The 25,081-nt window shown below is 70.1% G+C and carries 27 protein-coding genes; 18 read left to right on the top strand and 9 right to left on the bottom strand.

Going from position 1 to position 25,081, the window contains the following annotated elements; genetic code table 11:
* The first annotated feature begins 36 nt into the window (after positions 1–36).
* The 8 genes from B5D60_RS06405 (at position 37) to B5D60_RS06370 (ending at position 7,034) form a co-directional block, all read left to right on the top strand.
* A complete protein-coding gene (locus B5D60_RS06405) occupies positions 37–885 on the top strand; it encodes a sulfurtransferase (RefSeq protein WP_078699378.1) in 849 nt (282 codons plus the stop codon).
* A 2-nt stretch (positions 886–887) separates the two neighbouring features.
* Positions 888–1,184 (top strand): DUF1416 domain-containing protein, encoded by a 297-nt coding sequence (locus tag B5D60_RS06400; protein ID WP_078699377.1) that lies wholly within the window; start codon positions 888–890, stop codon positions 1,182–1,184.
* Positions 1,185–1,394: 210 nt separating this feature from the next.
* On the top strand, positions 1,395–1,931 hold the full coding sequence (locus B5D60_RS06395) for a TasA family protein (protein WP_078699376.1): 537 nt from the start codon (positions 1,395–1,397) through the stop codon (positions 1,929–1,931).
* Positions 1,932–2,039: 108 nt separating this feature from the next.
* The gene (locus B5D60_RS06390; RefSeq protein WP_078699375.1) at positions 2,040–2,678 is read left to right on the top strand and encodes a signal peptidase I; all 639 of its coding nucleotides are present in this window, start codon (positions 2,040–2,042) and stop codon (positions 2,676–2,678) included.
* 169 nt (positions 2,679–2,847) lie between these two features.
* The gene (locus tag B5D60_RS06385; RefSeq protein WP_078699374.1) at positions 2,848–4,674 is read left to right on the top strand and encodes an Ig-like domain-containing protein; all 1,827 of its coding nucleotides are present in this window, start codon (positions 2,848–2,850) and stop codon (positions 4,672–4,674) included.
* Complete coding sequence (locus B5D60_RS06380) at positions 4,674–5,066, top strand: hypothetical protein (protein WP_078699373.1); 393 nt, start codon at positions 4,674–4,676, stop codon at positions 5,064–5,066. Before B5D60_RS06385 ends, B5D60_RS06380 begins: the two co-directional genes overlap by 1 nt.
* A gap of 2 nt (positions 5,067–5,068) precedes the next feature.
* On the top strand, positions 5,069–5,770 hold the full coding sequence (locus B5D60_RS06375; protein ID WP_153302889.1) for a response regulator transcription factor: 702 nt from the start codon (positions 5,069–5,071) through the stop codon (positions 5,768–5,770).
* A complete protein-coding gene (locus B5D60_RS06370; RefSeq protein ID WP_078699372.1) occupies positions 5,763–7,034 on the top strand; it encodes an ATP-binding protein in 1,272 nt (423 codons plus the stop codon). The genes B5D60_RS06375 and B5D60_RS06370 overlap by 8 nt, the downstream gene beginning before the upstream one ends.
* On the opposite strand, the gene B5D60_RS06365 is transcribed toward B5D60_RS06370, so the two are convergent.
* Positions 6,999–7,466, bottom strand: coding sequence for an adenylyltransferase/cytidyltransferase family protein (locus tag B5D60_RS06365; RefSeq protein ID WP_172806275.1), 468 nt, complete (start codon positions 7,464–7,466; stop codon positions 6,999–7,001). The genes B5D60_RS06370 and B5D60_RS06365 overlap by 36 nt on opposite strands.
* Before the next feature lie 73 nt (positions 7,467–7,539).
* On the opposite strand from B5D60_RS06365, the gene B5D60_RS06360 reads away from it, so the two are divergent.
* Positions 7,540–7,953, top strand: a complete 414-nt coding sequence (locus B5D60_RS06360) for a CoA-binding protein (protein ID WP_078699370.1) — start codon at positions 7,540–7,542, stop codon at positions 7,951–7,953.
* Between the two features lies 1 nt (position 7,954).
* On the opposite strand, the gene B5D60_RS06355 is transcribed toward B5D60_RS06360, so the two are convergent.
* The gene (locus tag B5D60_RS06355) at positions 7,955–9,058 is read right to left on the bottom strand and encodes an LCP family protein (RefSeq protein WP_078699369.1); all 1,104 of its coding nucleotides are present in this window, start codon (positions 9,056–9,058) and stop codon (positions 7,955–7,957) included.
* Positions 9,059–9,119: 61 nt separating this feature from the next.
* On the bottom strand, positions 9,120–9,545 hold the full coding sequence (gene dtd / locus B5D60_RS06350) for a D-aminoacyl-tRNA deacylase (RefSeq protein WP_078699368.1): 426 nt from the start codon (positions 9,543–9,545) through the stop codon (positions 9,120–9,122).
* A 48-nt stretch (positions 9,546–9,593) separates the two neighbouring features.
* On the opposite strand from dtd, the gene B5D60_RS06345 reads away from it, so the two are divergent.
* The 3 genes from B5D60_RS06345 to B5D60_RS06335 are packed head-to-tail and all read left to right on the top strand — an operon-like array spanning position 9,594 to position 12,749.
* Positions 9,594–10,088, top strand: coding sequence for an FABP family protein (locus B5D60_RS06345; RefSeq protein ID WP_078699367.1), 495 nt, complete (start codon positions 9,594–9,596; stop codon positions 10,086–10,088).
* Positions 10,081–11,007: a CAF17-like 4Fe-4S cluster assembly/insertion protein YgfZ gene (gene ygfZ, locus B5D60_RS06340; RefSeq protein WP_078699366.1), complete on the top strand. Its 927-nt coding sequence runs from the start codon at positions 10,081–10,083 to the stop codon at positions 11,005–11,007. Before B5D60_RS06345 ends, ygfZ begins: the two co-directional genes overlap by 8 nt.
* A complete protein-coding gene (locus tag B5D60_RS06335) occupies positions 11,007–12,749 on the top strand; it encodes a DEAD/DEAH box helicase (RefSeq protein ID WP_078699365.1) in 1,743 nt (580 codons plus the stop codon). The genes ygfZ and B5D60_RS06335 overlap by 1 nt, the downstream gene beginning before the upstream one ends.
* 15 nt (positions 12,750–12,764) lie before the next feature.
* Here the strand turns inward: B5D60_RS06335 and B5D60_RS06330 are convergent, their stop codons facing one another.
* The 3 genes from B5D60_RS06330 to B5D60_RS06320 form a co-directional block, all read right to left on the bottom strand.
* Entirely contained in the window at positions 12,765–14,066 is a 1,302-nt protein-coding gene (locus B5D60_RS06330; RefSeq protein WP_078699364.1) for an endonuclease/exonuclease/phosphatase family protein, read from the bottom strand.
* A gap of 68 nt (positions 14,067–14,134) precedes the next feature.
* Positions 14,135–15,643, bottom strand: coding sequence for an endonuclease/exonuclease/phosphatase family protein (locus tag B5D60_RS06325; RefSeq protein WP_153302888.1), 1,509 nt, complete (start codon positions 15,641–15,643; stop codon positions 14,135–14,137).
* A 9-nt stretch (positions 15,644–15,652) separates the two neighbouring features.
* Entirely contained in the window at positions 15,653–17,170 is a 1,518-nt protein-coding gene (locus B5D60_RS06320) for an endonuclease/exonuclease/phosphatase family protein (protein WP_153302887.1), read from the bottom strand.
* 102 nt (positions 17,171–17,272) lie between these two features.
* On the opposite strand from B5D60_RS06320, the gene B5D60_RS06315 reads away from it, so the two are divergent.
* The 3 genes from B5D60_RS06315 to B5D60_RS06305 all read left to right on the top strand — a co-directional run bounded on the left by B5D60_RS06315 (position 17,273) and on the right by B5D60_RS06305 (position 18,918).
* Positions 17,273–17,656: a helix-turn-helix domain-containing protein gene (locus B5D60_RS06315; RefSeq protein WP_197684416.1), complete on the top strand. Its 384-nt coding sequence runs from the start codon at positions 17,273–17,275 to the stop codon at positions 17,654–17,656.
* Positions 17,653–18,600 carry a hypothetical protein gene (locus tag B5D60_RS06310; protein WP_078699361.1) on the top strand — a complete coding sequence of 316 codons (948 nt, stop codon included), beginning with the start codon at positions 17,653–17,655 and terminating at the stop codon, positions 18,598–18,600. Before B5D60_RS06315 ends, B5D60_RS06310 begins: the two co-directional genes overlap by 4 nt.
* 66 nt (positions 18,601–18,666) lie before the next feature.
* Positions 18,667–18,918: a DUF2516 family protein gene (locus tag B5D60_RS06305; RefSeq protein WP_078699360.1), complete on the top strand. Its 252-nt coding sequence runs from the start codon at positions 18,667–18,669 to the stop codon at positions 18,916–18,918.
* A gap of 18 nt (positions 18,919–18,936) precedes the next feature.
* On the opposite strand, the gene B5D60_RS06300 is transcribed toward B5D60_RS06305, so the two are convergent.
* The 3 genes from B5D60_RS06300 to typA all read right to left on the bottom strand — a co-directional run bounded on the left by B5D60_RS06300 (position 18,937) and on the right by typA (position 22,199).
* Positions 18,937–19,863, bottom strand: coding sequence for an HAAS signaling domain-containing protein (locus tag B5D60_RS06300; protein WP_078699359.1), 927 nt, complete (start codon positions 19,861–19,863; stop codon positions 18,937–18,939).
* Positions 19,863–20,195, bottom strand: coding sequence for a PadR family transcriptional regulator (locus B5D60_RS06295; protein WP_078699358.1), 333 nt, complete (start codon positions 20,193–20,195; stop codon positions 19,863–19,865). Before B5D60_RS06295 ends, B5D60_RS06300 begins: the two co-directional genes overlap by 1 nt.
* 126 nt (positions 20,196–20,321) lie before the next feature.
* Complete coding sequence (gene typA / locus B5D60_RS06290) at positions 20,322–22,199, bottom strand: translational GTPase TypA (protein WP_078699357.1); 1,878 nt, start codon at positions 22,197–22,199, stop codon at positions 20,322–20,324.
* A gap of 101 nt (positions 22,200–22,300) precedes the next feature.
* On the opposite strand from typA, the gene B5D60_RS06285 reads away from it, so the two are divergent.
* The 3 genes from B5D60_RS06285 to B5D60_RS06275 all read left to right on the top strand — a co-directional run bounded on the left by B5D60_RS06285 (position 22,301) and on the right by B5D60_RS06275 (position 25,081).
* On the top strand, positions 22,301–22,759 hold the full coding sequence (locus tag B5D60_RS06285) for a MarR family winged helix-turn-helix transcriptional regulator (protein ID WP_078699356.1): 459 nt from the start codon (positions 22,301–22,303) through the stop codon (positions 22,757–22,759).
* Positions 22,740–24,356 (top strand): DHA2 family efflux MFS transporter permease subunit, encoded by a 1,617-nt coding sequence (locus tag B5D60_RS06280; protein WP_078699355.1) that lies wholly within the window; start codon positions 22,740–22,742, stop codon positions 24,354–24,356. The genes B5D60_RS06285 and B5D60_RS06280 overlap by 20 nt, the downstream gene beginning before the upstream one ends.
* Positions 24,357–24,445: 89 nt before the next feature.
* On the top strand, positions 24,446–25,081 hold the full coding sequence (locus B5D60_RS06275) for a LysE family translocator (protein ID WP_078699354.1): 636 nt from the start codon (positions 24,446–24,448) through the stop codon (positions 25,079–25,081).

The raw sequence follows: 25,081 nt of genomic DNA, 5'->3' as shown, positions 1-25,081 counted from the left end.
TCGCAACCACCACTCCGCAGAGGAAAAGGAACCACCATGAGCCGCGAGACCGCACTCGTCACCGCTGACTGGGTCGAGGAACACCTGAACGACGAGAACGTCGTCCTCATCGAGGTCGACGAGGACGTCGAGGCCTACGACAAGGGCCACATCCCCGGCGCCATCAAGCTGGACTGGAAGAAGGACCTGCAGGACGGCGTCCGCCACGACTTCATCAGCAAGGACCGCCTCGAGGCGCTGCTGAGCGAGAAGGGCGTGTCGAACGACGACACGATCGTCTTCTACGGCGGCAACAACAACTGGTTCGCGGCCTACGCCTACTGGTACCTGAAGTACTACGGCCACCAGAACCTGCGCCTGCTCGACGGCGGCCGCAAGAAGTGGGAGCTCGACAGCCGTGAGCTGACCGACGAGGCCCCGTCGCGGGCGGCCACCACCTACACGTCGCAGGAGCCCAACGAGGACATCCGCGCCTACCGCGAGGAGGTCGTCGGGGCCATCGGCACCAAGAACCTCATCGACGTGCGCAGCCCCGACGAATTCGCCGGACGCCTGCTCGCCCCGGCGCACCTGCCCCAGGAGGCCGCGCAGATCGGTGGCCACATCCCCACCGCCGGCAACGTGCCGTGGAGCAAGGCCGCGAACGACGACGGAACCTTCCGCAAGGACGAGGAGCTCTCGGCCCTGTACTCCGACGCGGGCCTCGACCAGGGCAAGGACACCATCGCGTACTGCCGCATCGGCGAGCGCAGCTCGCACACCTGGTTCGTGCTGAGCGAGATCCTCGGCTACCCGAACGTCAAGAACTACGACGGCTCGTGGAGCGAGTACGGCTCGCTGCGCGGCGTGCCGGTCGCCCTGGGCGACGAGCCCGGAAAGGCCTGACCATGTGCGGAGCGATCAAGGGCGGACCCAGCCTCGAGGGCGTCGACGTGACGAACCAGGCCGTGATCCAGGGTGTCGTGCTGCGCGGTGAGCAGCCGGTGGGCAACGCCTACGTGCGCCTGCTCGACCGCAACGGCGAGTTCACCGCCGAGGTGCCGACGTCGGCGACGGGACAGTTCCGGTTCTTCGCCGCGCCCGGCACCTGGACGCTGCGCACGCTCGCGCCGCGCGCGGAGGTGGTCGACTCGCAGGTGGTCGCCGCCAAGGGCTCGGTCGCGGACGTGGCCGTCGCCATCTGACCCAGCGGTACTGAGGGGCCCCGGGAGTTCTCCCGGGGCCCTTCGTCATGTCCACGGCGATCCGTTCCGAGCGGTACCGAAACCGTGCCGAAGTGGGGATCGAAGGTGGATTCAGTGTGGAGATTCCGTGGATCTGGCCTCCGTAGCGTTCTTCTTGTCAACCCGGCCAGGCCGCAGAGCGCGGCCGGCAACCGAACACAGGAGAATCACATGCGCACCAACCGTTCCACCAAGGTCCTCGTCCCCCTCGCCACGCTGCTGGCCGCCGGCGTCATCGCCGTGGGCTCGGGCGCTACCTTCAGCTCGACCACGGGCAACACCATCAGCGCCGCCACCGCCGGCACGCTGACGCAGAGCAACTCCAAGGCCGGCCAGGCCGTCTTCAACCTCGACAACCTCAAGCCCGGCGACGTCCTCAACGGCTCGCTCAAGCTGACCAACACCGGCACGCTGCCCGCCAACTTCTCGCTGACCGAGGTGGCCTCCACCAACGGCTTCGACGGCGAGAACCTCAAGCTCGTCATCAAGAACACGACGAAGAACACGACCGTCTACTCGGGCACCTTCGGCGGCCTGGCCGACGGCACCAAGAACACGCTCGGCACGTGGGCCGCCGGCGAGGCGAACGACTACACCTTCACGGTCACCCTCGACCAGGCCGCGTCCAACACGCAGCAGGGTAAGGGCGCGACCGCCACGTACACGTGGGACGCCGTCCAGCTGGACGGAACCACCACCAACCAGTGACGCCCCGCTCCGGGGAACTGGGTTGACGGCAGGGCGTCGTTCGGGCGCCCTGCCACCCAGCCCGGAGCACACCGACCATCTCGCACCGACCGACGAAGGAGTCCTCCGATGAAGCATCTCACGCGCGCAGCCCGCCTGCTCGGTCGTGGCGTCACCACGCTGCTCCTCGCCGTCGTCACCGTCGCCTGCGTGGCCTACATCGCGCCCAGCCTCTTCGGCTTCGAGCGCTACGTCATCACCGGCGGCTCCATGTCGGGCACGTTCGAGAAGGGTTCGATCGCCTTCGAGCGTCCTGTGCCGGTGGCCGACCTCGCCGTCGGCGACGTCATCACCTACCTCCCCCCGGCGGACAGCGGCGTCTCGACGCTCGTCACGCACCGCATCACGCAGATCGAGCCCGGCGAGGGCGGCGCCCGCATCTTCACGACCCAGGGCGACGCGAACCCCGACCCCGACCCGTGGCAGTTCAGCCTGCTCTCGGGCACCCAACCGGTCGTGGAGCAGACCGTCCCCCATGTCGGGTACGTCTTCATGGCCCTGGCCGAGCGCGAGACCCGCATGCTCGTCATCGGCGTGCCGGCCGGCCTCATCGCGCTCGTCGCCCTGACCGACCTCGGCCGCGCCCTGCGTCGCCCCGAGGACGACGACGCCCCCGCCCCGCTGACCCCCACCGCCGGCACCCCGGCGACGAAGGCCGGCGCCCGGGCCCTCCCCGCGGCCGTCGGCGGCCGCCACGCGCTCACCTGAGCCGTCACCGCGCGCGCCGCCCTGAGCCGTCACCGCGCCCCGCCGCCCTGAGCCGTCACCGCGCCCCGCCGCGAAGTGTGGAACTCCCGGGGATCTCGTGTGGATCACCCGTGGAGCGCTGCTCCGTAGCGTTGAGCACATGAACTGGAACCGGAAGGTAGGTGGACCCATGAGCATCGATGCCAAGCGCCGTCCCCTGACCCTGCTGGCCGTTCTGGCCCTGCTCGCCGTGGCCGCGTTCATCTCCCCGGGCTTCTCGTCCGCCACCTTCACCTCCACCACGCAGGGCACGGCCACCGTGCGCGCCGCGGCGGACTGGACGCCTCCGACCGTCGCCGTGACGTCCCCCGGCACGGCGGTCCAGGGCACCGTCACGATCGAGGCGCAGGCCTCCGACTCCGGCCTCGGCGTCAAGGACGTCACGATCGAGTACGCCCCCGCCGGATCCGGCACCTGGACCGCGCTGTGCACCGACGCGACCGCCCCGTACTCCTGTGCGTGGACCACCACCGCGCTCGCGGACGGCCGGTACGACCTCCGCGCCCGCGCGACGGACCGCGCCGGCTACGAGACCACCTCCGACTCGGTGCGCACGGCCGTCGCGAACAAGCTGCTCGTCGTGATGAACGACCCGGGCGAGACGCTCCGCGGCACGGTGCAGCTCTCCGCGGGCGTCTTCAACACCGGCACGCTCAGCCACACGGTGCGGCTCCAGTACCGGCTGGCGGGCGCCTCGACCTGGTCGACCGCCTGCTCGAGCCTCACGTCGCCGTACACCTGCTCGTGGAACTCGGCCGCCGTCGCCTCGGGTGACTACGAGTTCCGCGCCCAGCTCACGGCCGGGTCGACCACCACCACCTCGGAGGTCGTCACCGACGTCACCGTCGACAACGTCGCGCCGACCGTCACGATGACCGACCCCGGCACACCGCTGAGCGGCACGCGCACCTTCGCCGCCACGGCCGCCGACGCCCATTCCGGCGTCGCCACGGTCGAGCTCCAGTACGCGCTCTCCGGCACCTCCACCTGGAAGTCGCTGTGCACCATCGAGGCGGAGCCCTGGTCGTGCCGGGTCGCCACCTCGACCCTGGCGAACGGCACCTACTCCTTCCGCGCCGTCGCCACCGACGAGGCGGGCAACACGACGACCTCCACCGCCGTGGCGAACCGCGCCGTCGACAACACCGTCTCCTCGGTGTCGCTCGACGACCCCGGCGCCATGCTGCGTCGCACGGCCACGCTCACCGCCGTCGCCAGCTCCACCGCCGGCGTCACGTCGGTGCGGATCCAGTACGCCCCGACCGGCGGCTCCACCTGGAGCGACGTCTGCACCGACACCACGTCGCCCTACGCCTGCACGTGGGACACCACGAAGGTCGCCAGCGCCGTGTACGACCTGCGCGCGGTCCTGCTCGACGGCTCGGGCCGGACCACGATCTCCGCGCTGGAGACGGTGCCGGTGGACAACAGTCCTCTCGCGGGAGCCGACGTCCAGACCGCCAACGGCTCGGGCAGCACCGCCGGCCTGGTGGGTGCGAACGACACGATCACCTTCACCTACACCGCACAGGTCAACCCGGCCTCGATCATGGCGGGCTGGAACGGCTCGGCCACGAACGTGCAGGTCCGGATCCGTGACGGCAACCTGCCGACGCTGCTCCGCGGCAGCAAGGGCGACACGCTCGACGTCCTCAACGGCAGCTCGGCCGTGGGCCTGGGCTCGGTCAACCTCAAGGCCGACCACGTCCGCTTCCTGCGCACCGTCAGCCTGAACGCCACCATGACGGCGAGCACCGCCACGGTCAACGGCCTGGAGCGCACGGTCGTGACCCTGAGGCTGGGCACCTTCGCCAGCGGGAAGGCGAGCGATCTCACGACCAACTCCACCGCCGCGGCGATGGTCTGGACCCCGAGCAACGCCGCCACCGACCTGTTCGGCAACCGCAGCTCCACCTCGAACGTCACCGAGTCCGGTGCCCTGGACCGGGACTTCTGATGCGACGCCTGCGCACGACCGCCTCTCGCTGGGCCGCCGCCGCCTGTCTGGCGATCGGCCTGGTCTACCTCACCCTGCTGCCGGCGGCGCCGTCGCGCGTCTACGTCGTCATGGAGATCGTGATCGCCGTGGTCGCGGGGGCCACCGCCTTGAAGATGTGGATGCACAACTGCTTCGAGTCGCACCTGGGCGCCGGAGCGCTCGTGGCCGCGACGGCGGGCAGCAGCCTGCTGGCCATGACGGTGGGCCTTCCGGGCGAAGGTGGGGGAGACCTGTCCGGCACGCGCCTGGTGCTGCTCGCGCTCAGCGCGGCCGTCGTGGTGCTGCTGGTGCAGGACGGGCGCGTGAGACGCGAGCAGGCTCTTCGCCGCCGCCGGCCCTATGCTCGGTGACCGTGGCCACCCAAGTGCTGGTCGTCGAGGACGACGACAAGATCGCTCCACCGCTCGTCCGCACGCTCGAGCGTGAGGGCTACGCCGTCGAGCGGGTCGCCGAGGGCCTCACGGCGGTCGAGCGGATCGCCTCCGGCGGCGTCGATCTGGTGCTCCTGGACCTCGGCCTGCCCGACATCGACGGGCTCGAGGTGTGTCGCAGGGTCCGCGAGGGCGGCTACGTCGGCGGCATCATCATCCTCACCGCCCGCGACGGCGAGCTCGACCGCGTGGTCGGCCTCGACGTCGGCGCCGACGACTACCTGTCCAAGCCCTTCGCCCTGGCCGAGCTCCTCGCCCGCGCCCGCGCCCTGCTGCGCCGCAGCGCGGCCGTCGAGCCCGCCGCGCCGGCGGCTGCGGCACCCGCCGCCGCGGGTCTGCGCGTGGACCCGGCGTCACGTCGGATCTGGGTGGACGACACCGAGGTGGCCGTGACGTCGAAGGAGTTCGACGTGCTCGTCCTGCTCGACGAGGTCCGCGGCGCGGTGGTCACCCGCGAGCGCCTCACGAGCGACGTGTGGGACGAGAACTGGTTCGGGTCGACGAAGATGGTCGACGCCACGGTGGGTCGCCTGCGCCAGAAGCTCGAGGAGGCCGGGGCGCCGGTGCAGATCACGAACGTCCGGGGCGTGGGCTTCCGGTTGGAGGACCAGGCCGATGCGTGAGCGGCTGGTCGTGGCCCTCGTGGGCATGACCGCGGCGATGCTCGCCCTCTACGGCATCCCGCGCGCCTACATGCTCGCCGACCTCGTCACCTCCTACGAGGAGCGCAAGATCGAGCGGGCCGCCGACCAGCTCGCCGCGGTCGTCGACGAGCGCCGCAAGACCGACGACGCGGTGGACGTGGAGTTCCTCAGCGGCTTCCTCAGCGAGGCCGAGACCCTGACCTACGAGCCCGAGACCGGGGCGTCCGTCGTCGCGGGACCCGAGCCCGACCCCGCGGACGACATCGTGGAGACGCGCGACCTGGAGGACGGCGGGACGCTCACGCTGTCGCGATCGCGCGACCTCATCGAGGAGCGGATCTCCGACGCGCTCGTGCCGCTGATCCTCATCGGTCTCAGCCTCGTGGCGATCGCCGCCGGTTTCGGCTACGTCCTGGCGCGACGGCTGTCGCGGCCCTTCGACGAGCTCGCCGAGGCGGCCGACCGCCTGGGTCTCGGACGCTTCGACGTGGATCCGCCGCACTACTCGATCCCCGAGGCCGAGGCGATCGGCGAGGCCCTGCGGACGAGCTCCGCCCGGCTGGGTGAGCTCGTGCGCCGCGAGCGCGAGTTCGCGGCCAACGCCTCCCACCAGCTGCGGACGCCGATCACGGCGCTGCGACTCGAGCTGGAGGACCTCTCGATGTGGCCGCAGACGCCGCCCGAGGTCGCCGACGAGCTGAACCGCTACCTGCCCGAGCTCGACCGGCTGAGCAGCGCGATCGACGAGCTGCTGGGGCTGGCCCGGGGACAGCGGCTCGGCGACGCCTCCGACGTCGACCTGAGCGAGCTGGTGAGTGACGTCGTCGCCCGCTGGAAGCCCATCGTCTCGCCCGACAACTACATGGTGCACCAGATCGACCGGGGCCAGGTCTTCGCGCGGATCGTCCCGGGTCCGGTGGTGCAGATCCTCGACGTGCTGATCGAGAACGCGTCGAGCCACGGCGTCAGCCCGGTCACCGTCGAGGCCAAGGACACCGGCTCCTACGTGGAGATCGTGGTCGCCGACCGGGGCCGCCGCACCTTCGGCAACGAGATCTTCAACCGGGGCGCCACCCGCAAGCAGGGCGACGTGGGCGGCCTCGGACTCACGATCGCCGCCGACCTCGCGAGCACGCTGGGCGGCTACCTCGAGCTGGTCGAGGCCGATCACACGACCTTCCGGCTGCTGCTGCCGGGTCGCGGCGAGTCAGGTGAGGTCGCGGTAGTGGTCGAGCAGGCGTGAGAGGACGCCGAGCGCGTCCTGCATCTCCTCGATGTGCGCCGGGTCCAGCACCCGCAGCATCTCCTTGAGGCCCGTGGTGGAGATGCCCTTCGTCCGCGGCAGGTACTCCACGCGGCACAGGTCGGACAGGTCGTCGAACTTGCCCGTCCAGTCGTCGCCCATGACGAACACGTCGACACCCTGATCGACGATGTCGCGGCGCTTCTGCTCCCACGACTCCTCGGGCAGGACCAGGTCGACGCCCTTGATCGCGCCGACGATGGCGGCGCGATCGGCGTAGGGGACCACGGTGCTCTTGCCCTTCCCGGCGTTGAAGTCGTCGGTCGAGACGCCGACGACGAGCCGGTCGCCCATCGAGGACAGGCGCTCCAGCAGGCGCAGGTGGCCGATGTGGAAGAGGTCGAAGGTTCCGTAGGTCAGGACGGTCGTCACGCGACTCAGGATACGGACGGGGCCGGCGCCCTCCCGCCCGGCGCGCAGGCACGGGCGAGGTTACGGTCGGAGCATGACCGACTGGCAGGATCCCGCAGCCGTTTCCCTCATGCTCGACGACCTGGACACGTGGGCCGTCGTGGGGTTGTCGAACAACACCTCGCGCACCGCCTACTCGATCGCGCAGCTGCTCCAGCGTCGCGGCAAGCGCATCGTGCCCATCCATCCCGACGCGCCGGTGGTGCTGGGGGAGCAGGGCTACGCGACGCTGGCCGACGTGCCGTTCCCGATCGACGTCGTCGACGTGTTCCGCCGCTCCGAGGAGGCCGGCCCGTTCGCCGACCAGGCCGTGGAGATCGGCGCGCAGGCGGTCTGGTTCCAGCTGGGCGTGATCGACGAGGCCGCGTTCGAGCGCACGATCGACGCCGGCCTGGCCATGGTGATGGACACGTGCCCGGCGATCGAGTGGAACCGCCGGGGCGCCTAGGTCAGGAGACCTCTTCGGGGTCGGGCAGGACGTCGTCGGGGTACTTCTCCAGGTACTCCGCCATGGCGTCCTTGCTCAGCGCCGTGAACAGCTCCTCCATCTTGTCCTGCTGGAGCACGACGATGCTGCCGTAGGTGGGGTCGGTCTGGGTGCCCTGCACCGGGGCCGTCATGAACGTGACGTCGTCGGTGCGGATGCCGCGCAGCGACAGGGCCAGCTTGGCCATCGCCGTGCCCGACCAGCCCTCGTCGACCGTGAGGTTCTGGGTCAGCGCCGAGACCGTCTTGGTGAGCTTCGTCGGGTTCGTGGTGACGCCCGAGCTGAGCATCTTGCCCATGAGGGAGCGCATGAAGTTCTGCTGGCGCTTGATCCGGTCGAAGTCGCCGCCGGCGAGTCCGTACCGGGTGCGCACGTAGTCGAGGGCCTTCTTGCCCTCGAGGGTCTGCGTGCCCGCGTCCCACTGGATCTTCTGCTGGGGGTCGTAGAACGACTCCGGGATCGTGACCTCGACGCCACCGACCGCGGTCGACAGGTCCTTGAAGCCCTCCCAGTCGATGATCGTCAGGTGGTCCATCTTCAGGCCGGTGAGGCTCTCCACCGTGTTGATCGCCGCGCGCGGCCCGCCGGCGCTGAACGCGGCGTTGATCTTCTCGGAGTGGTCGGTCTCGCCCTTCTCGTCGTAGATCGGGACGAACGAGTCGCGGGGCAGCGAGACGAGGTAGACCTTCTTCCGGTCCGCCGGGATGTGCACCACCATGAGCGTGTCGCTGCGGTACTTGCCGGTGGGCCAGTCGCCGGAGGCGGCGTCCTCGGCGATGGTGGTCTTCTTCGGCTGGCCCTCCTTCGGCTCGCCCTTGTCCGAGCCCAGCAGCAGGATGTTGAGCGCGCGACCCTCGTCGGGGTCGGGCTGCTCCTCGATGACCTTGACCTTGTCGACGTCGTCGAGCTTGCGCTTGAGGTTGAAGGCGTAGGCGGCGCCGCCCACGAGCGGCAGCAGCACGATCAGCACGGCGGCCCAGACGACGGCGGGATGACGTTGACGGAAGGATCGACGGTTCGACGCGCGCGATCCGGGTCGCCGGATCGCCTCGGGGGCGTCTGTCACCGCAAGCTCCTCATGGTTGTCGCAACCTTCCCAGTATGACGGCCGTTGCTGAGAGGAGTTTTCAGGAATCCAACACGATCGTCACGGGCCCATCATTGACCAGCTCGACCGCCATGTCGGCGCCGAACACGCCGCGCTCCACGCGCACGCCCGTGCTCTCGACGGCGGCACAGAACGCGTCGTAGAGCGGTTCGGCCACGGGTCCGGGAGCCGCTCCGCCCCAGGAGGGGCGGCGGCCCTTGCGGGTGTCGGCGTACAGCGTGAACTGGCTGATCGCCAGCACGCCGCCGCCGATCTCGTCCACCGACCGCTCGCCGGCCATGATGCGGAGCCGGGCGATCTTGGTGGCCAGCTGCCGCGCGTCCTCGGCGGTGTCGTCGTGGGTGACGCCCAGCAGCACCACGAGCCCCGGCCCGTCGAGGCGGCCCACGGTCTCGCCCTCGACACGGACTTCGGCCCGGCTCACCCGCTGCACCACCGCACGCATGGCAGGAGCGTAGCGGCGGCTTCTCCTGCGGCCGATAGCATGGAACCCATGGCCTTCCAGATTCCCAGCGACCTGCACCCCGAGCTGGTGCCCGTGGCCTGGCTCCTCGGGACCTGGCACGGCAACGGCCGGGGCGACTACCCCACGATCGAGGCGTTCGGCTACGAGCAGGAGGTGGCCTTCGCCCACGACGGCCGGCCGTTCCTGCACTACTTCAGCCGCACCTGGATCACCGACGAGGCGGGGGAGCGTGTGCGCCCCGGCGCCCTCGAGACGGGCTTCCTGCGTCCCTCGGAGGAGGGCAGGGTCGAGCTGGTCCTCGCGCACCCCACCGGCTACGCCGAAATCTGGTACGGCGAGGTCGACGGGGCCCGGATCACCCTGGCCACCGACGTCGTGGCTCGCACCGTGACCGCCAAGGAGTACACGGCGGGGCAGCGGATGTACGGCCTCGTCGAGGGCGCGCTGATGTACGCCCACGACATGGCCGCCGAGGGCCAGCCCATGCAGTCCCACCTCTGGGGAAAGCTCGAGCGTGCGTAGCCCGCTGCTGGACCGCCAGGGCGCCGTCGACTCCGAGGGTCTCGACGCCGGCGTCGCAGCCCACTACGGCTCCACCTTCGCCGCCGAGCAGCGCACGCTGCTGTCGGGCGAGGGCTTCGTCGACCTGTCGAACCGCGACGTCCTGCGGATCACGGGCCCCGACCGGCTGACGTGGCTGCACTCGCTCACGACCCAGTACCTCGAGGGCCTGGCCGCCGGGCGCTGGACCGACGTGCTGCTGCTCTCGCCGCAGGGCCGCATCGAGCACGACTTCAGCGGCGTCGACGACGGCGAGACCTTCTGGGCCCACACCGAGCCCGGTGCTGGGGAGGCGCTCGTGCAGTTCCTCGACCGGATGCGCTTCATGTCGCGCGTCGAGGTCGCGGCGGTCGACGACCGCTTCGTGGTCGGCCGTTACGCCGATGGTCTCGTCACCGAGCTCACCGACGACCTGACCACCGTCGCGGGCACGCCCGTCGGCGTGCTGGCCTGGGAGGCGCTGCGGATCGAGGCGGGTCGGCCGCGCTTCGGCCTCGACACCGACGAGCGCACGATCCCCAACGAGGTCGGGCTGCTCGGCTCGGCCGTCCACCTCGACAAGGGCTGCTACCGGGGCCAGGAGACGGTGGCCCGTGTCTACAACCTCGGCCGCCCGCCCCGGCGGCTGACCCTGCTCCACGTCGACGGCTCCGTCGACCACCTCCCGGCGCACGGTGCCGACGTCCTCCTCGGCGACAAGGTCGTCGGGCAGGTCGGCAGCGCCGCACGCCACCACGAGCTCGGGCCCATCGCGCTCGCGCTGATCAAGCGGAACACCCCGGTCGACGCCACGCTCCTCGCCGACGGCGTCGCCGCCGCGCAGGAATCGATCGTCGACCCCGACGCAGGCCTGCACGTGCGGGCCGGATTGAACTTGTGATGACCGAAGAGACCTCATTCGACGACCTCGGCCTCGACGACTCGCTCGTCGCCGTGGTGCGTGGGCTCGGCTACGAGACGCCCAGCCCGATCCAGGCGCAGGCGATCCCCGCGCTGCTCAAGGGCGGCGACGTCGTGGGCCTGGCCCAGACCGGCACCGGCAAGACCGCCGCCTTCGCGCTGCCCATGGTCCAGCGCCTTGACCCCGGCTCGCCGCGCACGCAGGCGCTCGTCCTGGCGCCCACGCGCGAGCTCGCGCTGCAGGTCAGCGAGGCGATCCAGAGCTACTCCTCGGGCACGGGCCTGAAGGTGCTGCCGGTCTATGGCGGCCAGAGCTACGGCGCCCAGCTGCAGGGCCTCAAGCGCGGTGCGCAGGTCGTCGTCGGCACGCCCGGTCGCGTGATCGACCACCTCGACCGCGGCTCCCTCGACCTGTCGCACCTCGAGATGCTGGTGCTGGACGAGGCCGACGAGATGCTCAACATGGGCTTCGCCGAGGACGTCGAGCGCATCCTGGCCGACACCCCCGAGTACAAGCAGGTCGCGCTGTTCTCCGCGACGATGCCGCCGGGCATCCGCCGGCTGGCGAAGCGGTACCTGCACGATCCGCAGGACATCTCGACCCCCGAGGCGAAGCGCAGCACCACGAGCGTGCGCCAGCGGTGGATGCCGGTCTCGCACCACAACAAGCTCGACGCGCTGACGCGGGTGCTCGAGGTCGAGCAGGGCGACGCGATGCTGATCTTCGTGCGCACGAAGTCGGCCACCGAGGAGCTCGCCGAGAAGCTTCGCAGCCGCGGCTACACCGTGGCCGCGCTCAACGGCGACCTCGCCCAGGCCCAGCGCGAGCGCACCGTCGGCCAGCTCAAGAGCGGCGCGATCGACATCGTCGTGGCCACCGACGTGGCCGCCCGCGGTCTCGACGTCGACCGCATCACGCACGTCGTCAACTACGACATCCCGCACGACCCCGAGGCCTACGTGCACCGCATCGGCCGCACGGGCCGCGCCGGCCGCTCGGGCGACGCGATCGTGTTCGTCACCCCGCGCGAGCGCCGGATGCTCGAGTCCCTCGAGCGGGTCTCGGGCCGTCCGGTGGAGCAGATGCCGGTGCCGACGCCCGACGAGGTCAACGCCCGTCGCGCCGACCGGTTCGCCAGCTCGATCACGAACGCCATGGGCGATCCGCAGTTCAGCGTCTACCGCGGGCTCGTCGAGCAGTACGCGCAGGAGCACGACGTCGACATGACCGACATCGCGGCCGCGCTCGCGGTGATGGGCCAGGACGACAAGGAGTTCTTCCTGCGTCCCGACCCGCCGCAGGAGAAGCGGGCCCCGCGCGAGCGCAGTGAGCGCGCCCCGCGTCCCACCTCCGACGGCATGGCCTCCTACCGGCTCGCCGTGGGCAAGCGCCACAAGATCCGGCCCGCGATGGTCGTCGGCGCGCTCGCGAACGAGGGCGGCCTGAAGCGGTCGGACTTCGGCAAGATCACGATCGGGCTCGAGCACACGATCGTGGAGCTGCCGGCCGACCTGCCCGACGCGGTGTTCGACCAGCTGGCCGGCACCCGCATCTCGGGCCGGAAGATCGACATCCAGCCCGATGCGGGCCGTCCGGGCGGCGAGCGCAAGCGCCCGCCGTCGAAGCCCTACGCCAAGGGCGCGAGCAAGCCGTACTCCAAGCCCGCGGGCCAGGACAAGCCCGACGCGAAGGACAAGAAGCCCCGCCACAAGAAGGGCTGAGGCGCGGCGCCCTGGTCAGGAGACCTGGGCGCGCACCATCAGCGGGTGGTGGTCCGAGGGCAGCGGGGCCACGAAGCGGCCGCCGGACATCCGGCCGACGTTCGCCCACTGCACCACGCGCGAGCGGCCGGGCCGCACCCAGACCTTGTCCACGTGGTCGCCCCACGTGACACCGACGACGGGCTTCGTGGACCAGCGCGGGTTCGCGGTGTTGAAGTGCTGGCGCGACACCGAGCGGGCCTGCTCGTAGGCGTCGTAGAAGCCGTTCGCGTGCATCACGGTCTCGAGCCGGCTGTTGCCGGCGCGACTGCGGTTCGTGTTGAAGTCACCGAGCAGGACGACGGGCAGGTTGTGCATCCGCTTGCCCCACCAGGCGAGCTGACCGTTGAGGTCGGTGAAGATCTTCGACGTCTGGGAGGCGCGGACGGCGGCGTTGGAACGGGCCTCGTCGACCTTGAGGTGGATCCCCACGAAGACGACGGCCTGGCCGCTGGCCCGGTGGCGCAGGACCGACCAGGGCGCGTCCTTGCCCTCGGGCTGTGCGACGCCGTCGAGCGGCAGGACGCACGGCTCGACCCGCACGGGCTCGCCGCTGTCGTCGCGGACGACGCGGTTGGTGGTCGGGTCGCGCTGCAGCTCGCACTCGGACGACTGCTGGGTGGCCGTCAGCCGCTGCGTGACCTGCTCGAAGGCCGCGGTGCGGTAGAAGAGGCGGTTGTCCTTGCCGCCGAGGGTCTCGGTGTAGCCCGGGATCTGGGCGCCCTTCCACTGGCTGGCCTCCTGGACGGCCAGGACGTCGGGCTTGAGCCGCAGGACCTCCTTGACCACGAGGGGCATCCGCGAGCTCCAGCCGCTGCACGCGTTCGAGCAGACGTTGTAGCTCATCAGGCGGTAGGCGGGGTGCCGCTGGGTGCTGAGCGACTTCGACGCGGCGGGGGTCACGCGGGCGATGCGGGCCGACCGCTTGCCGGCCTTGGAGCCGTTCACGGCACGCACCTGGATCCACACGGTGCGGTTGCGGCGCAGCTTCGTGATCGTCGCCTTGCGGGACTTCGTGGTGACCCGTGCCTTCTTGGCCTTCAGGACGCCGGCGTGGGAGCCGGCGACGAAGACCTGGTACTTCTTCGCGCGCGTCGCCTTCGGCCAGGTGATCGAGACCTTGGCGTACTTCTTGCCCGCCGACTCGTACGTGGAGGCGCCGGTGACCGACACCAGGCCGACCCCGCCGGGCTTCTTGGAGGCGGCCTCGGCGGGCGCGCCGAGCGTGGCCGCGGTGAGGACGGCGATCACGGAGCAGGCGAGCAGGCGAAGACGCATGGTCGAGAGCCTAACCGCCGCATGTCACTTCAGTCACATGGTTTTCGGCGCGACGGCGGGGCCGGGCGTCAGTTGAGCGTGCCCGGTGCGACGTCCTCGTCGATCTCCGCGGGCACCGTGACGACCTCGGTGGGCTCCTTCACGAGCTCCTCGTCCTCGCGCTCGAGGGCCACGGTGGCGCCGATCATGTTGTGGTCGGACAGCCACGGCCCGACGTAGCTGGTGCCGTTCAGGCTCGCCCACTGCTTCCAGGCCGGGACGGCCCACGCGTCGGACACGTAGATGTGGTCGACGTGGTCGGCGGACATGATCGCGGAGTCGCCGCGGCGGCTGCCGGTGTTGACCTGGGCGTTCTCGGTCTCCTCGGCGACCTCGACGGTGTCGCGGTAGCCGTTCGCGCGAACGATCGGGCCGACGGTGTCGCCGTTTCGGTGCGTGCCGGAGTTGAAGTCGCCGGCCAGCACGACGGGGTCGCCCGCGGGATTGACCGACGCGAGGCCCCCCATGAGGGTGCGCATCTCGGAGGCACGCTTGCCGGTGTTGTTGTGCCCGCTGAGCAGGTGGACGCTGACGACGACGAACGGCCGCTCGGTCTCCTTGTCCTCCAGGCGTGCCCACGTGGCCCAGCGGCCGTGGCCCAGCGACCAGCGACCGCCGGCGAGCTGCTCGAACTTCTCGGGCGAGTAGAAGAGGTAGCGCGAGTTGCCGCCGCCCTCGGCCATCACGAGGCCGCGCGGCCCCCCGCTGAACGCGGCGTTGGTGCTGGGGCCGACGCGCTTCCCCCCGGCCTCCTGCACCGCCATGACGTCGACCTCGGCCGCGTGCACCTGCGCGGCCTGCGGGCCGCGGCGGCCGCCGTAGCCGGAGCACGCCTCGGCGCAGATGTTCCACGAGCCGATCGTGAACTCCGACGCCTCGGGGGGAGTGGTGACCTTGATCGGCGGGCCGAACTCGCTGACGCCGGCCTCGCCGACCGAGCGGACGCGCACGTAGTAGGTCTTCTCGGGCTTGAGCGAGGTGGTGGCGAAGGAGGTGCCGCCCTTGGCCAGGCGCCGGACCTTCCGCGGCAGGTCGCGCTTGGAGTGCGACACCGCGATGTCGTACGTGGTGGCGTAGGCGGCGCGCTTCCACTTCAGCACCGCGCCCTCGGGCGCCGTGAGCTTCACCTTCGGCTTCGTCGGCACGTGCGGCAGCAGCGTGACGGTGCCCTCGACCGCGAGCTCGGTGGCCCCCTCGTCGACCGCCTCGACGCGGTAGCTCACGCGGCCCTTGGGGTCGGCGGCCTCCGGCGTGGGCAGGACCGCCTGCGGCCGGGTGGTGATGATCGTGCGCGTGGGCTTGGTCAGGTCGTCGCCGAGGCTGACCCGGTACTCGCTGCCGTTGCCCGCCCACGCCAGCGAGACCTCGCGCGGGTCGACGTCGACCGACGTGACCTTGAGATAGGGCTTCTCGAGCCCCGCCAGCTCGACGACCGGGCCGTGGCCCTCGGAGTCGGTGGTGGCGGCCAGCAGGCCGGCGAACCCGGTCAGCGCGACACCCGCGCCCACCAGGCACACGGTGCGAAAAAGTCCGGCCACGTGGGCATCCTACGGGGTCGCGACGACCAGCCTCGCGACGACGGGATTGTGGTCGGACGGGAACGGCGTGGAGTATTCGCGGCCGGTCTCGGTCTGGATGAAGTTCGCCGGCATCGACCACGACTCGACCGTGATTCCCGAGCTCGGGACGAAGATCGCGTCGACGTGATGACCGTTGGCCTTCGGCACCGGGACGCCGGCGTTGGCGCTGTTCAGCTCGGCGTTGATGACCGAGCCCGCCAGCGCGAGCGAGTTCACGATGCCGTGGCGCGCGAAGCGCTGGGTGGGGGCGTCGAAGCCGCCCGGGTAATTGCTCTGGTTCGCGTTCGACTCGTTCGAGTTGAAGTCCCCGCCCCACACCACGGGGAGGCGGTGCGGGTTGATGGCGTTGACCTTCGAGATCAGGCGCGCGGTCTGCTTGAGGCGGAGCTCGTCGCGAGGGGCGCCCTTGTGCGGCTCCAGGTGGGCGTTGGCGACGATGAAGGCGGTGCCCGTCCTGCGGTCGCGCAGCAGGTTCCACGTGGCGTACCGGCCGGTGCCGGAGTCCAGCGTGAGGCCGCCGCCGCCGAGGGCGGTGAATCGCGACGACCGGAAGTAGATCGTCTTGGCGCTCTTGTAGGCGCCGCGACTGAACCCGGGCAGCTGGGTGTGGAAGGCAGTCTTGGTCGCCGACTCCTGCGTCAGCACGACGTCGGGGGAGCCCGACCGGACCACCGCGCCGGCCAGCGGCTTGCGAACGGCCCACTTCGGCACGTTGCGCAGGAACCACGCGCCGCTGTCGGCACTGCGGCACTTGTCCTCGCCGCACAGGTTGTACGTCGCGACGGTGACCCGCGAGGGAACGGCAGCCAGCCTGGTACGCGTGACGGGACCCCACGCGCCCTTGACCGTGCCGTTCACGCCACGCACGCGGGCGTGGTAGGTCATGCCGCCGTTGAGGCCGGTCACCTTGGCGCCGAGGCCGCGGCGGCTCGCCTGGATCACCCTGCCGCTGAAGCGATGGTTGGTCGACAGCTGGATCTGGTAGCTCGAGGCGCTCCTCACCGGCGTCCAGTTGTAGGACAGGTAGTGCCCGCGGCCACCCACGAGGCGGTTCGCGGTGCCCTTGCCGACGCGCAGGTTCGCCTTCTTCCAGCGCGTGGAGGCCTTGTACTTCCCGCGGTACGACGTGAGGCGGTAGTAGAAGTCGGTGCCGGAGTTCGGGCGCAGCTTGCGGAACGTGACGGAGTTCTTGCGCGTCCTGACCTTCCGGATGCAGGACTTCGCGCGGGGCGCGGTCTTGACGCAGATCGCGACCTTCTTGGCGCGGGCGGGACGCGCCCAGTGGATCGTGAGGGTCGACGTGCTCGTCTTCGCGCGGATCTTCGTGACCTTGGCCGGCTTCTTGGGGGCGGCGTCCGCGGCGGTGGCGGGAGCGATGAGGAGGGTGCCGGTGAGGGCGAACGCGAGCAGGGCCCGGTGGAGCAAGGAGGTCATGGAGAAGCGGGCTGGGTCGAAGATGCGGCCGCCCGAGAGCACATCGGCCACCACAGGCTAACCCGAGCCCCACGCGTTCCATGTATTCGCGTCCCCGTGTCCGGTGCATCACACTTGCTTGCAAATGCTAACTTTTGCAAGCACGCTGGAGGCATGGGAAAGCTGAACATGCCGGGAAGCGTCGGGTCGGCCGTGGGGTCGCTCGGCGAGTACCTGCGTGACCAGCGCACCCAGGCGCAGATGTCGCTACGACAGCTGGCCGAGCTCGCGGACGTCTCGAACCCGTACCTCAGCCAGATCGAGCGAGGTCTGCGCAAACCGTCCGCCGAGGTGCTGCAGCAGATCGCGAAGGCACTGAGGATCTCGGCCGAGTCGCTCTACGTCCGCGCCGGCATCCTCGATGCCGAGCAGTCGGGAGCGCCCCTGGTCGAGGACGCCATCGACCGCGATCCGCGGTTGACCGCCCGCCAGAAGACGGCGTTGCGGGACATCTACCGTTCGTTCGTCGGAACCGCAGACCTCGAGGAGAACCCATGAGCATTACCGACACCATCAACGCCCAGATCAAGTCCATCCTGGACGACATCGCCGCCCTGCCGTCCACGGTCAAGGGCTTCGACGTGAGCACCCTGCAGAAGAAGGCCGAGACCCTCGCGCAGACCGCGCTCGGCTCGGCCACGGCCGCCTACTCCGATCTCGTGAAGAAGAGCGACGACTTCCGCGTCCTGGCCAAGAGCCTGACCGTCGACGACGTCCGCACGGCCGCCGAGGACTTCTCGGCCCGCGCCGAGGCCTTCGTCGCCGAGCTGCGCGGCAAGGTCGAGGACGTCAAGGTCGACGACCTCAAGAGCGCGGTCGACGACTTCCGTGAGAAGGCCGACGACCTCGTCGACGACCTCAAGGGCAAGGCCGAGGAGATCATCGACGAGCTCACCGCCAAGGCCGAGGACCTGACCGGCAAGGCCGCCGAGGCCGTCGAGGACGCCACCGAGAGCGCCGGCGCGGCTGCCGCGTCGTTCGCCAGCTCGGCCCGCATCCGCAAGGCCACGGCGCCGTCTGGCACGAAGAAGGCCAAGCCGGCCAAGAAGTCGAGCACCTCGGCCTCGACCGCCGCGAAGAAGGAGTCGGCCGCGACGAAGGCCGCGGCCAAGAAGTCGACGACCAAGGCCACCGCGGCGAAGAAGTCGACGGCGGCGAAGTCCACCACCGCCAAGAAGGCCTCGACCGCCAAGAAGGCCCCGGCCGCGAAGTCCACGACGGCCAAGAAGGCGCCGGCGACGAAGTCCGCGTCCACCTCGACCGCGAAGAAGGCCCCGGCCGCCAAGAAGACGACACCGGCGAAGACGACGCCGGCGAAGACGACGCCGGCGAAGAAGGCCACGGCGACGAAGTCCACCGCCGCGAAGAAGGCGCCGGCCAAGAAGGCCGCGACCTCGTCGACGACCACGTCGTCCACGGGCACGCCGACCGCCTCGGCCTGACCTCGTCCCCGAGAGAATCCACGGTGGGCATCACCTCAGGGTGGTGCCCACCGTAGTCTTCCCCCCATGGGTTTCGTGACCGGACTGATCTGGTGGGTCTTGGTGTGCACCAAGGTCTTCGCCCTGGTCGACTGCATCCGCCGCAAGCCGTACGACTTCGAGATGGCCGGCACGCTGCCCAAGAACATCTGGCTGGTGATCCTGCCGCTGTCGATCTTCGTCGACATCGTCGTGCGCCAGCCGATCAGCATCCTGCCGCTGCTGGGCACCGTCGCCGCGCTGGTCTACCTCGCGCAGACGCGGGGCTCGGGCTACTGACCCTCGCCCCGCGCCGGCTCAGCTGCGGCTGCGGGCGTACGCCTTGCGGAAGCCGTCGAACGCCTCCCACAGGCTGACCAGGCCCACGCCCGCCGCGATCCCGTTCATCGCCTTCTGGGTGATGCCGGCGTCCCACCCGAGGTGGGCGACGAGGTCGGGGTTCACGATCGCCCCGTCGAGGAGCAGCACGATCGTGGGCACGGCGAACAGCAGGGTGAGCGCGAGGTTCGCCCAGGCCGCCGGCCAGGTCCACCCGGCGCGGTACACCCACAGCAGGTGCAGCAGCTCCAGGCCCAGCGTGACGAGCACCAGTGGCAGGTACCAGGACCACAGGTCGGGGTCGGCCATCGGGATCCGCTCGCCGTCGGCGAAGAACGGCGAGCCGACGTGCTGCCAGATGATCAGCGCGGCGAACACCGGCAGGAAGACCAGCCCGGCGATGAGATCGGACAGGCTCGTCCCGGTGTCCGGCTGAGGCAGCTGGTCGACGGACCAGGTCTCGACCTCGGCCTTCGTCCCCGTCCAGTCCAGGACCACGAACACGAGCGTCGTCCAGAAGACCAGGTGGACGATCATCTCGAGCATCATCCACACGCCGCCGCCGATGATCGACCCGATCGGGTCGCCGTCGAATGCGTCGACGAGGACGACGACCGCGGTGACGATCGGTGCCACGACCGCGACGAGGATCGTCGTCAGACGCAGCCACGGGAAGAACAGCCGAGGACCGATGAGCACGGGCTCGCGCCCCGTGTAGTCGACGGCCACGCGCAGCGGGTCGCCGAGCTCCTCGAGGGCCTCGCGCTCCGCGTCAGGCGTGCCGCCGCGGGCCGCGACGGTGTCGCCGATCCGCTCGCGCAGCTCGGCGGCGACCTCGGTGCGGGTGCTGCCCGGCAGCCAGCGGGTGGCTGCGTGGACGTACCGGTCGGTCAGGGTGGTGGTCATCAGCTTCCTCCGGAGGTGAGCCGCCCCAGGGCGGTGTCGATCTCGTGCCAGTCGGCCAGCAGTGCCTCGGTGAGGCGCTCCCCGGCTTCGCTCGTGCGGTAGAACTTCCGCGGCCGTGCCTCGTCGGTGTTCCACTCGCTGGTGAGCAGTCCCTGCTTCTCGAGGCGTCGCAGCAGGGGGTAGAGCGTGTTGCCGTCCACGGCGATGCCCGCCGTGGCCAGTGACTCGAGCAGGCCGTAGCCGTACCCGGGCTCGCGCAGGCTGAGCAGCGACGCGAGCACGACGGTGCCGCGGCGCAGCTCCTGCAGGTGTTGCTGGGTCAACTCGTCCATGCGTCACACCATAGTGTGTGGCACACACTATGCGCAAGACGCACAGGTTGGAGTCCGGGCTGGCGGCGAAACGAAGAACCCCTCCCCGGCGAGGCCGGGGAGGGGTTCGGGTGAAGCGGGGTCAGGTCACTTGCGCTTGCGGGCGGTGCGGGAGCGCTCGCCGGCGTCCAGGACCACCTTGCGGATGCGCACGTTGCCCGGGGTGACCTCGACGCACTCGTCCTCGCGGCAGAACTCCAGGCACTGCTCGAGCGAGAGCTTCTTCGGCGGGATGACCTTCTCGAAGTTGTCCGAGGTGGCCGAGCGGATGTTGGTCTGCTTCTTCTCCTTGGTGATGTTGACGTCCATGTCGTCATCACGGGAGTTCTCGCCGACGATCATGCCCTCGTAGACCTCGGTGGCGGGCTCGACGAACAGCGTGCCGCGCTCCTGGAGGTTGGTCATGGCGAACGAGGTGACGGCGCCGGCGCGGTCGGCCACCAGCGAGCCCGAGGGGCGCGTGGAGATCTCGCCGAACCACGGCTCGTAGCCCTCGGAGATGTGGTGCGCGATGCCGGTGCCGCGGGTGTCGGTGAGGAACTCGGTGCGGAAGCCGATCAGGCCGCGCGCCGGGACCAGGAACTCCATGCGGACCCAGCCGGTGCCGTGGTTGACCATCTGCTCCATGCGGCCCTTGCGGACGGCGAGCAGCTGGGTGATCGTGCCGAGGTACTCCTCGGGCGCGTCGATCGTGAGGCGCTCGACGGGCTCGTGCAGCTTGCCGTTGATCTCACGGGTGACGACCTGCGGCTTGCCGACGGTCAGCTCGTAGCCCTCGCGGCGCATCTGCTCGACGAGGATGGCCAGCGCCAGCTCGCCACGGCCCTGGACCTCCCAGGCGTCGGGACGCTCGGTGGGCAGCACGCGGATCGAGACGTTGCCGATCAGCTCGGACTCGAGACGGTCCTTGACGAGGCGGGCGGTGACCTTGGTGCCCTTCTCGCGGCCGGCCAGCGGCGACGTGTTGGTGCCGATGGTCATCGAGATCGCGGGCTCGTCGACGTGGATGAGCGGCAGCGCGACCGGGTTCTCCGGATCGGCCAGCGTCTCGCCGATGTTGATCTCGCTGATGCCCGCGATGGCGACGATGTCGCCGGGGCCGGCCTTCTCGCCGGGCTTGCGGTCGAGGGCCTCGGTGATGAGCAGCTCGGTGATCTTGACCCGCTCGACCGAGCCGTCGCGCTTCATCCACGCGACCTGCTGGCCCTTCTTGAGCTCGCCCTCCTCGACGCGCACGAGCGCCAGGCGGCCCAGGAACGGGGAGGAGTCGAGGTTCGTGACGTGCGCCTGCAGCGGCGCGCCCTCGGTGTACTCGGGGGCCGGGACGTGCTCCATGATCGTCTGGAACAGCGGGATGAGGTTCTCGCCGGCGGGCAGCGTGCCGTCCTCGGGCTTCTCCAGCGAGGCGATGCCGGCCTTGCCGGAGGCGTAGACGACGGGGAAGTCGAGCGCGTCGTCGGCGGCGTCCTCGGGCAGCAGGTCCATGAAGAGGTCGTAGGTCTCGTCGACGACCTCGGCGATGCGGGCGTCGGGACGGTCGACCTTGTTCACCACCAGGATGACGGGCATCTTCGCCAGCAGCGCCTTGCGCAGCACGAAGCGGGTCTGGGGCAGCGGGCCCTCGGAGGCGTCGACCAGGAGCACGACGGCGTCGACCATCGACAGGCCGCGCTCGACCTCGCCACCGAAGTCGGCGTGGCCGGGGGTGTCGATGATGTTGATCGTGACGGCGTTGCCGGGGATGTCCTCGGTGCCGGGTCCGTAGTACTTGACCGCGGTGTTCTTCGCGAGGATGGTGATGCCCTTCTCGCGCTCGAGATCACCCGAGTCCATGACCCGATCGGTCACTTCCTGGTGGTCGGAGTACGCGCCCTGCTGTTGCAGCATCGCGTCGACGAGAGTGGTCTTGCCATGGTCGACGTGGGCGACGATGGCGACATTGCGCAGATCAGAGCGTGTAGGCACTCGCGCAATTCTACGGCAGGTTCTGAAACTCCCGATCCACGCAGGGCGTAATGAAGGTCACGTCCCTGCAATAGTTGCGGGTGCGTTAGTATTCTCGAGCCATGAACGACTCACCCCACGCCTGCGCGTTCGCCGCCGTCCGAGACTTCCTCGGTCAGGTCTTCACGACGGCCGAGGGTGAGTCACTCGAGACGGTCGCGGGCCTGAAACTGTCCTTCACGCACGCCAGACTGGTCTTCGCGCTCGCCCATCACGACCATCCGGTCGCCATCGGCGACCTCGCCGAGGCGGTGGGGTTGTCGGCGGCCTCGGCCGGTCGCAACGTCGAGCAGCTGGTGCGCAAGAAGCTCCTCGTGCGCACCGAGAACCCGGAGGACCGAAGGGTCAAGCTCGTCGCCGTCACCGATCTCGGTCGGAGTCTGGCGCAGAGCCACCTCAAGTCGAAGGAGGACGCCGTGCGCACGCTGCTCGACGACCTCGACACCGCACAGTGCCTCGCCCTCGTCGAGGCCCTCAAGCCACTTTCGAAGGAAGAACCAGATGTCAGCCAGTCCTCCTGAAGGAGTCGTCATCGACGACGACGACAAGATCACCCCGGAGATCCTCAAGGTCGCCGGCGTGGTGGTGCTCGGCGCGATCATGTCCATCCTGGACGTCACGGTCGTCAACGTCGCACTGCCCACGTTCCAGACCGAGCTGTCCACCGACGGCGAGCCGCTGGCGTACGCCACCGTCGCCTGGACGGCCACCGCCTACATGCTGGCGCTCGCGGCCGTCATCCCCCTCACGGGCTGGGCCGCCGACCGCTTCGGCACCAAGCGTCTCTACATGACCGCGATCGCGCTGTTCACCCTCGGCTCCGTCCTGTGCGCCGCGGCGTGGAACATCGAGTCGCTCATCGCGTTCCGCGTGCTCCAGGGCCTCGGCGGCGGCATGCTGATGCCGCTGGGCATGACGATCATGACCCGGGCGGCCGGGCCGCACCGCATGGGTCGCCTCATGGCGATCCTGGGCATCCCGATGCTGCTCGGCCCCATCCTCGGCCCGATCATCGGCGGCATCCTCATCGACGTCGCGTCCTGGCACTGGGTGTTCCTCATCAACCTGCCGATCGGCGCGATCGGCCTGGTCTACGCGGCCCGCGTGCTGCCGAAGGACGCGCCCGAGCCGAGCGAGTCGCTCGACGTCGTCGGCATGCTGCTGATGTCGCCCGGCCTGGCGCTGCTGCTGTACGGCATCTCGTCGATCCCCGGCGAGGGCACGGCGCTCGCCACCAAGGTGATCGTCCCCACCCTCGTCGGCCTCGTCCTGATCGCCGGCTTCGTGGTCTGGTCGTTCAAGCCGAAGCACCCGCTGCTCGACCTGCGGCTGCTCGGCAACCGCAACCTGCGCGTGTCGCTCATCGTGATGTTCCTGTTCGCGAGCGCCTTCTTCGGCGCGCTGCTGCTGGTGCCCACGTACTTCCAGCAGGTGCACGGCGAGTCGGTCATGATGGCCGGCATCCTGGTCGCACCCCAGGGCATCGGCGCGATGCTGACGATGCCGATCGCCGGCGCGCTCGTCGACCGGATCCCGGTCGGCCGGATCGTGCCGTTCGGCTTCATCGGCATCCTGGTCGGCATGTTCGGCGTGGCGATGAGCACCGATCCCAGCACCCCGTACTGGCAGATCATCCTGTGGCTGTTCGTCATGGGGTTGGGCATGGGCGCCACGATGATGCCGATCTTCACGTCGGCGCTCAAGACCCTCACGTCGCACGAGGTGGCGCGCGGCTCGACGTTGCTGAACGTCGTGCAGCAGGTCGCCAGCGCCTCGGGCATCGCGGTCATCTCGGTCGTGCTGACCAACGGCATGCAGAAGGGCTCGATCATCCCGGGCTCGGAGAAGATCCCGGGCGTCGAGGAGGGCCTCACGCCCGCCCAGCTGGCGGCCGGGTCGCACACCGATCGCGGCTCGGAGCTCGTCTCCCTGCTCGGCGTGACGCCCGACCAGCTGCAGGCCGGGTTCAACGACCTGGCTCACGCGTTCGAGCAGTCCTACTGGGTCGCGTTCGCGGTGCTGCTGGTGACGCTGATCCCGGTCGCGTTCCTGCCCCGCAAGAGCGAGCCGGTGAAGCTGCTCGACGACCAGGGCCAGCCCCCGGTCGTCATGCACTGATCGACCAATCCCTCGAACGGCCCACCCGCACACCGGGTGGGCCGTTCGTCGTCCACGGGTGCGCGCGCGTGCAGGACTACTGTTCAGGCATGCCCAGTCCGGAGGCCCTGGCGACGTTCGCGCTCGCGTCGCTCGTGCTGATCCTCGTGCCCGGCCCGAGCGTCCTGTTCGTCATCGGCCGGTCGCTGGCGCACGGGCGCCGCGCCGGGATCCTCAGCGTCGTGGGGAACGGGCTCGGTGGTCTGCCGATCGTCGTGGCCGTGGCCCTCGGGCTCGGCGCGATCGTCGCCGGCTCGGCCGTGGTGTTCACCGTCGTGAAGGTGCTGGGCGCTGCCTACCTGATCCACCTGGGGATCCAGGCGATCCGTCACGGCCGGATCGACGTGGCGGCCGCTGAGGACGGCCCCGACACCGACTCGCCGTGGCGCAGCCTCGCCGAGGGATTCGTCGTCGGCGTCACCAATCCGAAGACGATCGTCTTCTTCGTCGCCGTGCTGCCGCAGTTCGTGGACTTCGGGGCGGGGGCGATCGGAGCGCAGATGCTCGTGCTCGGCGTCCTGTTCCTGCTCATCGCGGTCGTGTGCGACTCCGGCTGGGCGCTGCTGGCGGGCACGGCGCGCGCGTGGTTCGTGCGGTCACCCCGCCGGCTGGCGGCGGTGCGGCGCACGGGTGGCGCGATGCTCGTCGGGCTCGGTGGGATGCTGCTGACCGCCCCGCGCACCTGA

Origin of the sequence: Aeromicrobium choanae (assembly GCF_900167475.1) — a bacterium.
Taxonomy (GTDB): Bacteria; Actinomycetota; Actinomycetes; order Propionibacteriales; family Nocardioidaceae; genus Aeromicrobium; species Aeromicrobium choanae.
Note: the sequence above shows the minus strand (reverse complement) of the source record. Positions and strands in the feature narration are given on the sequence as shown.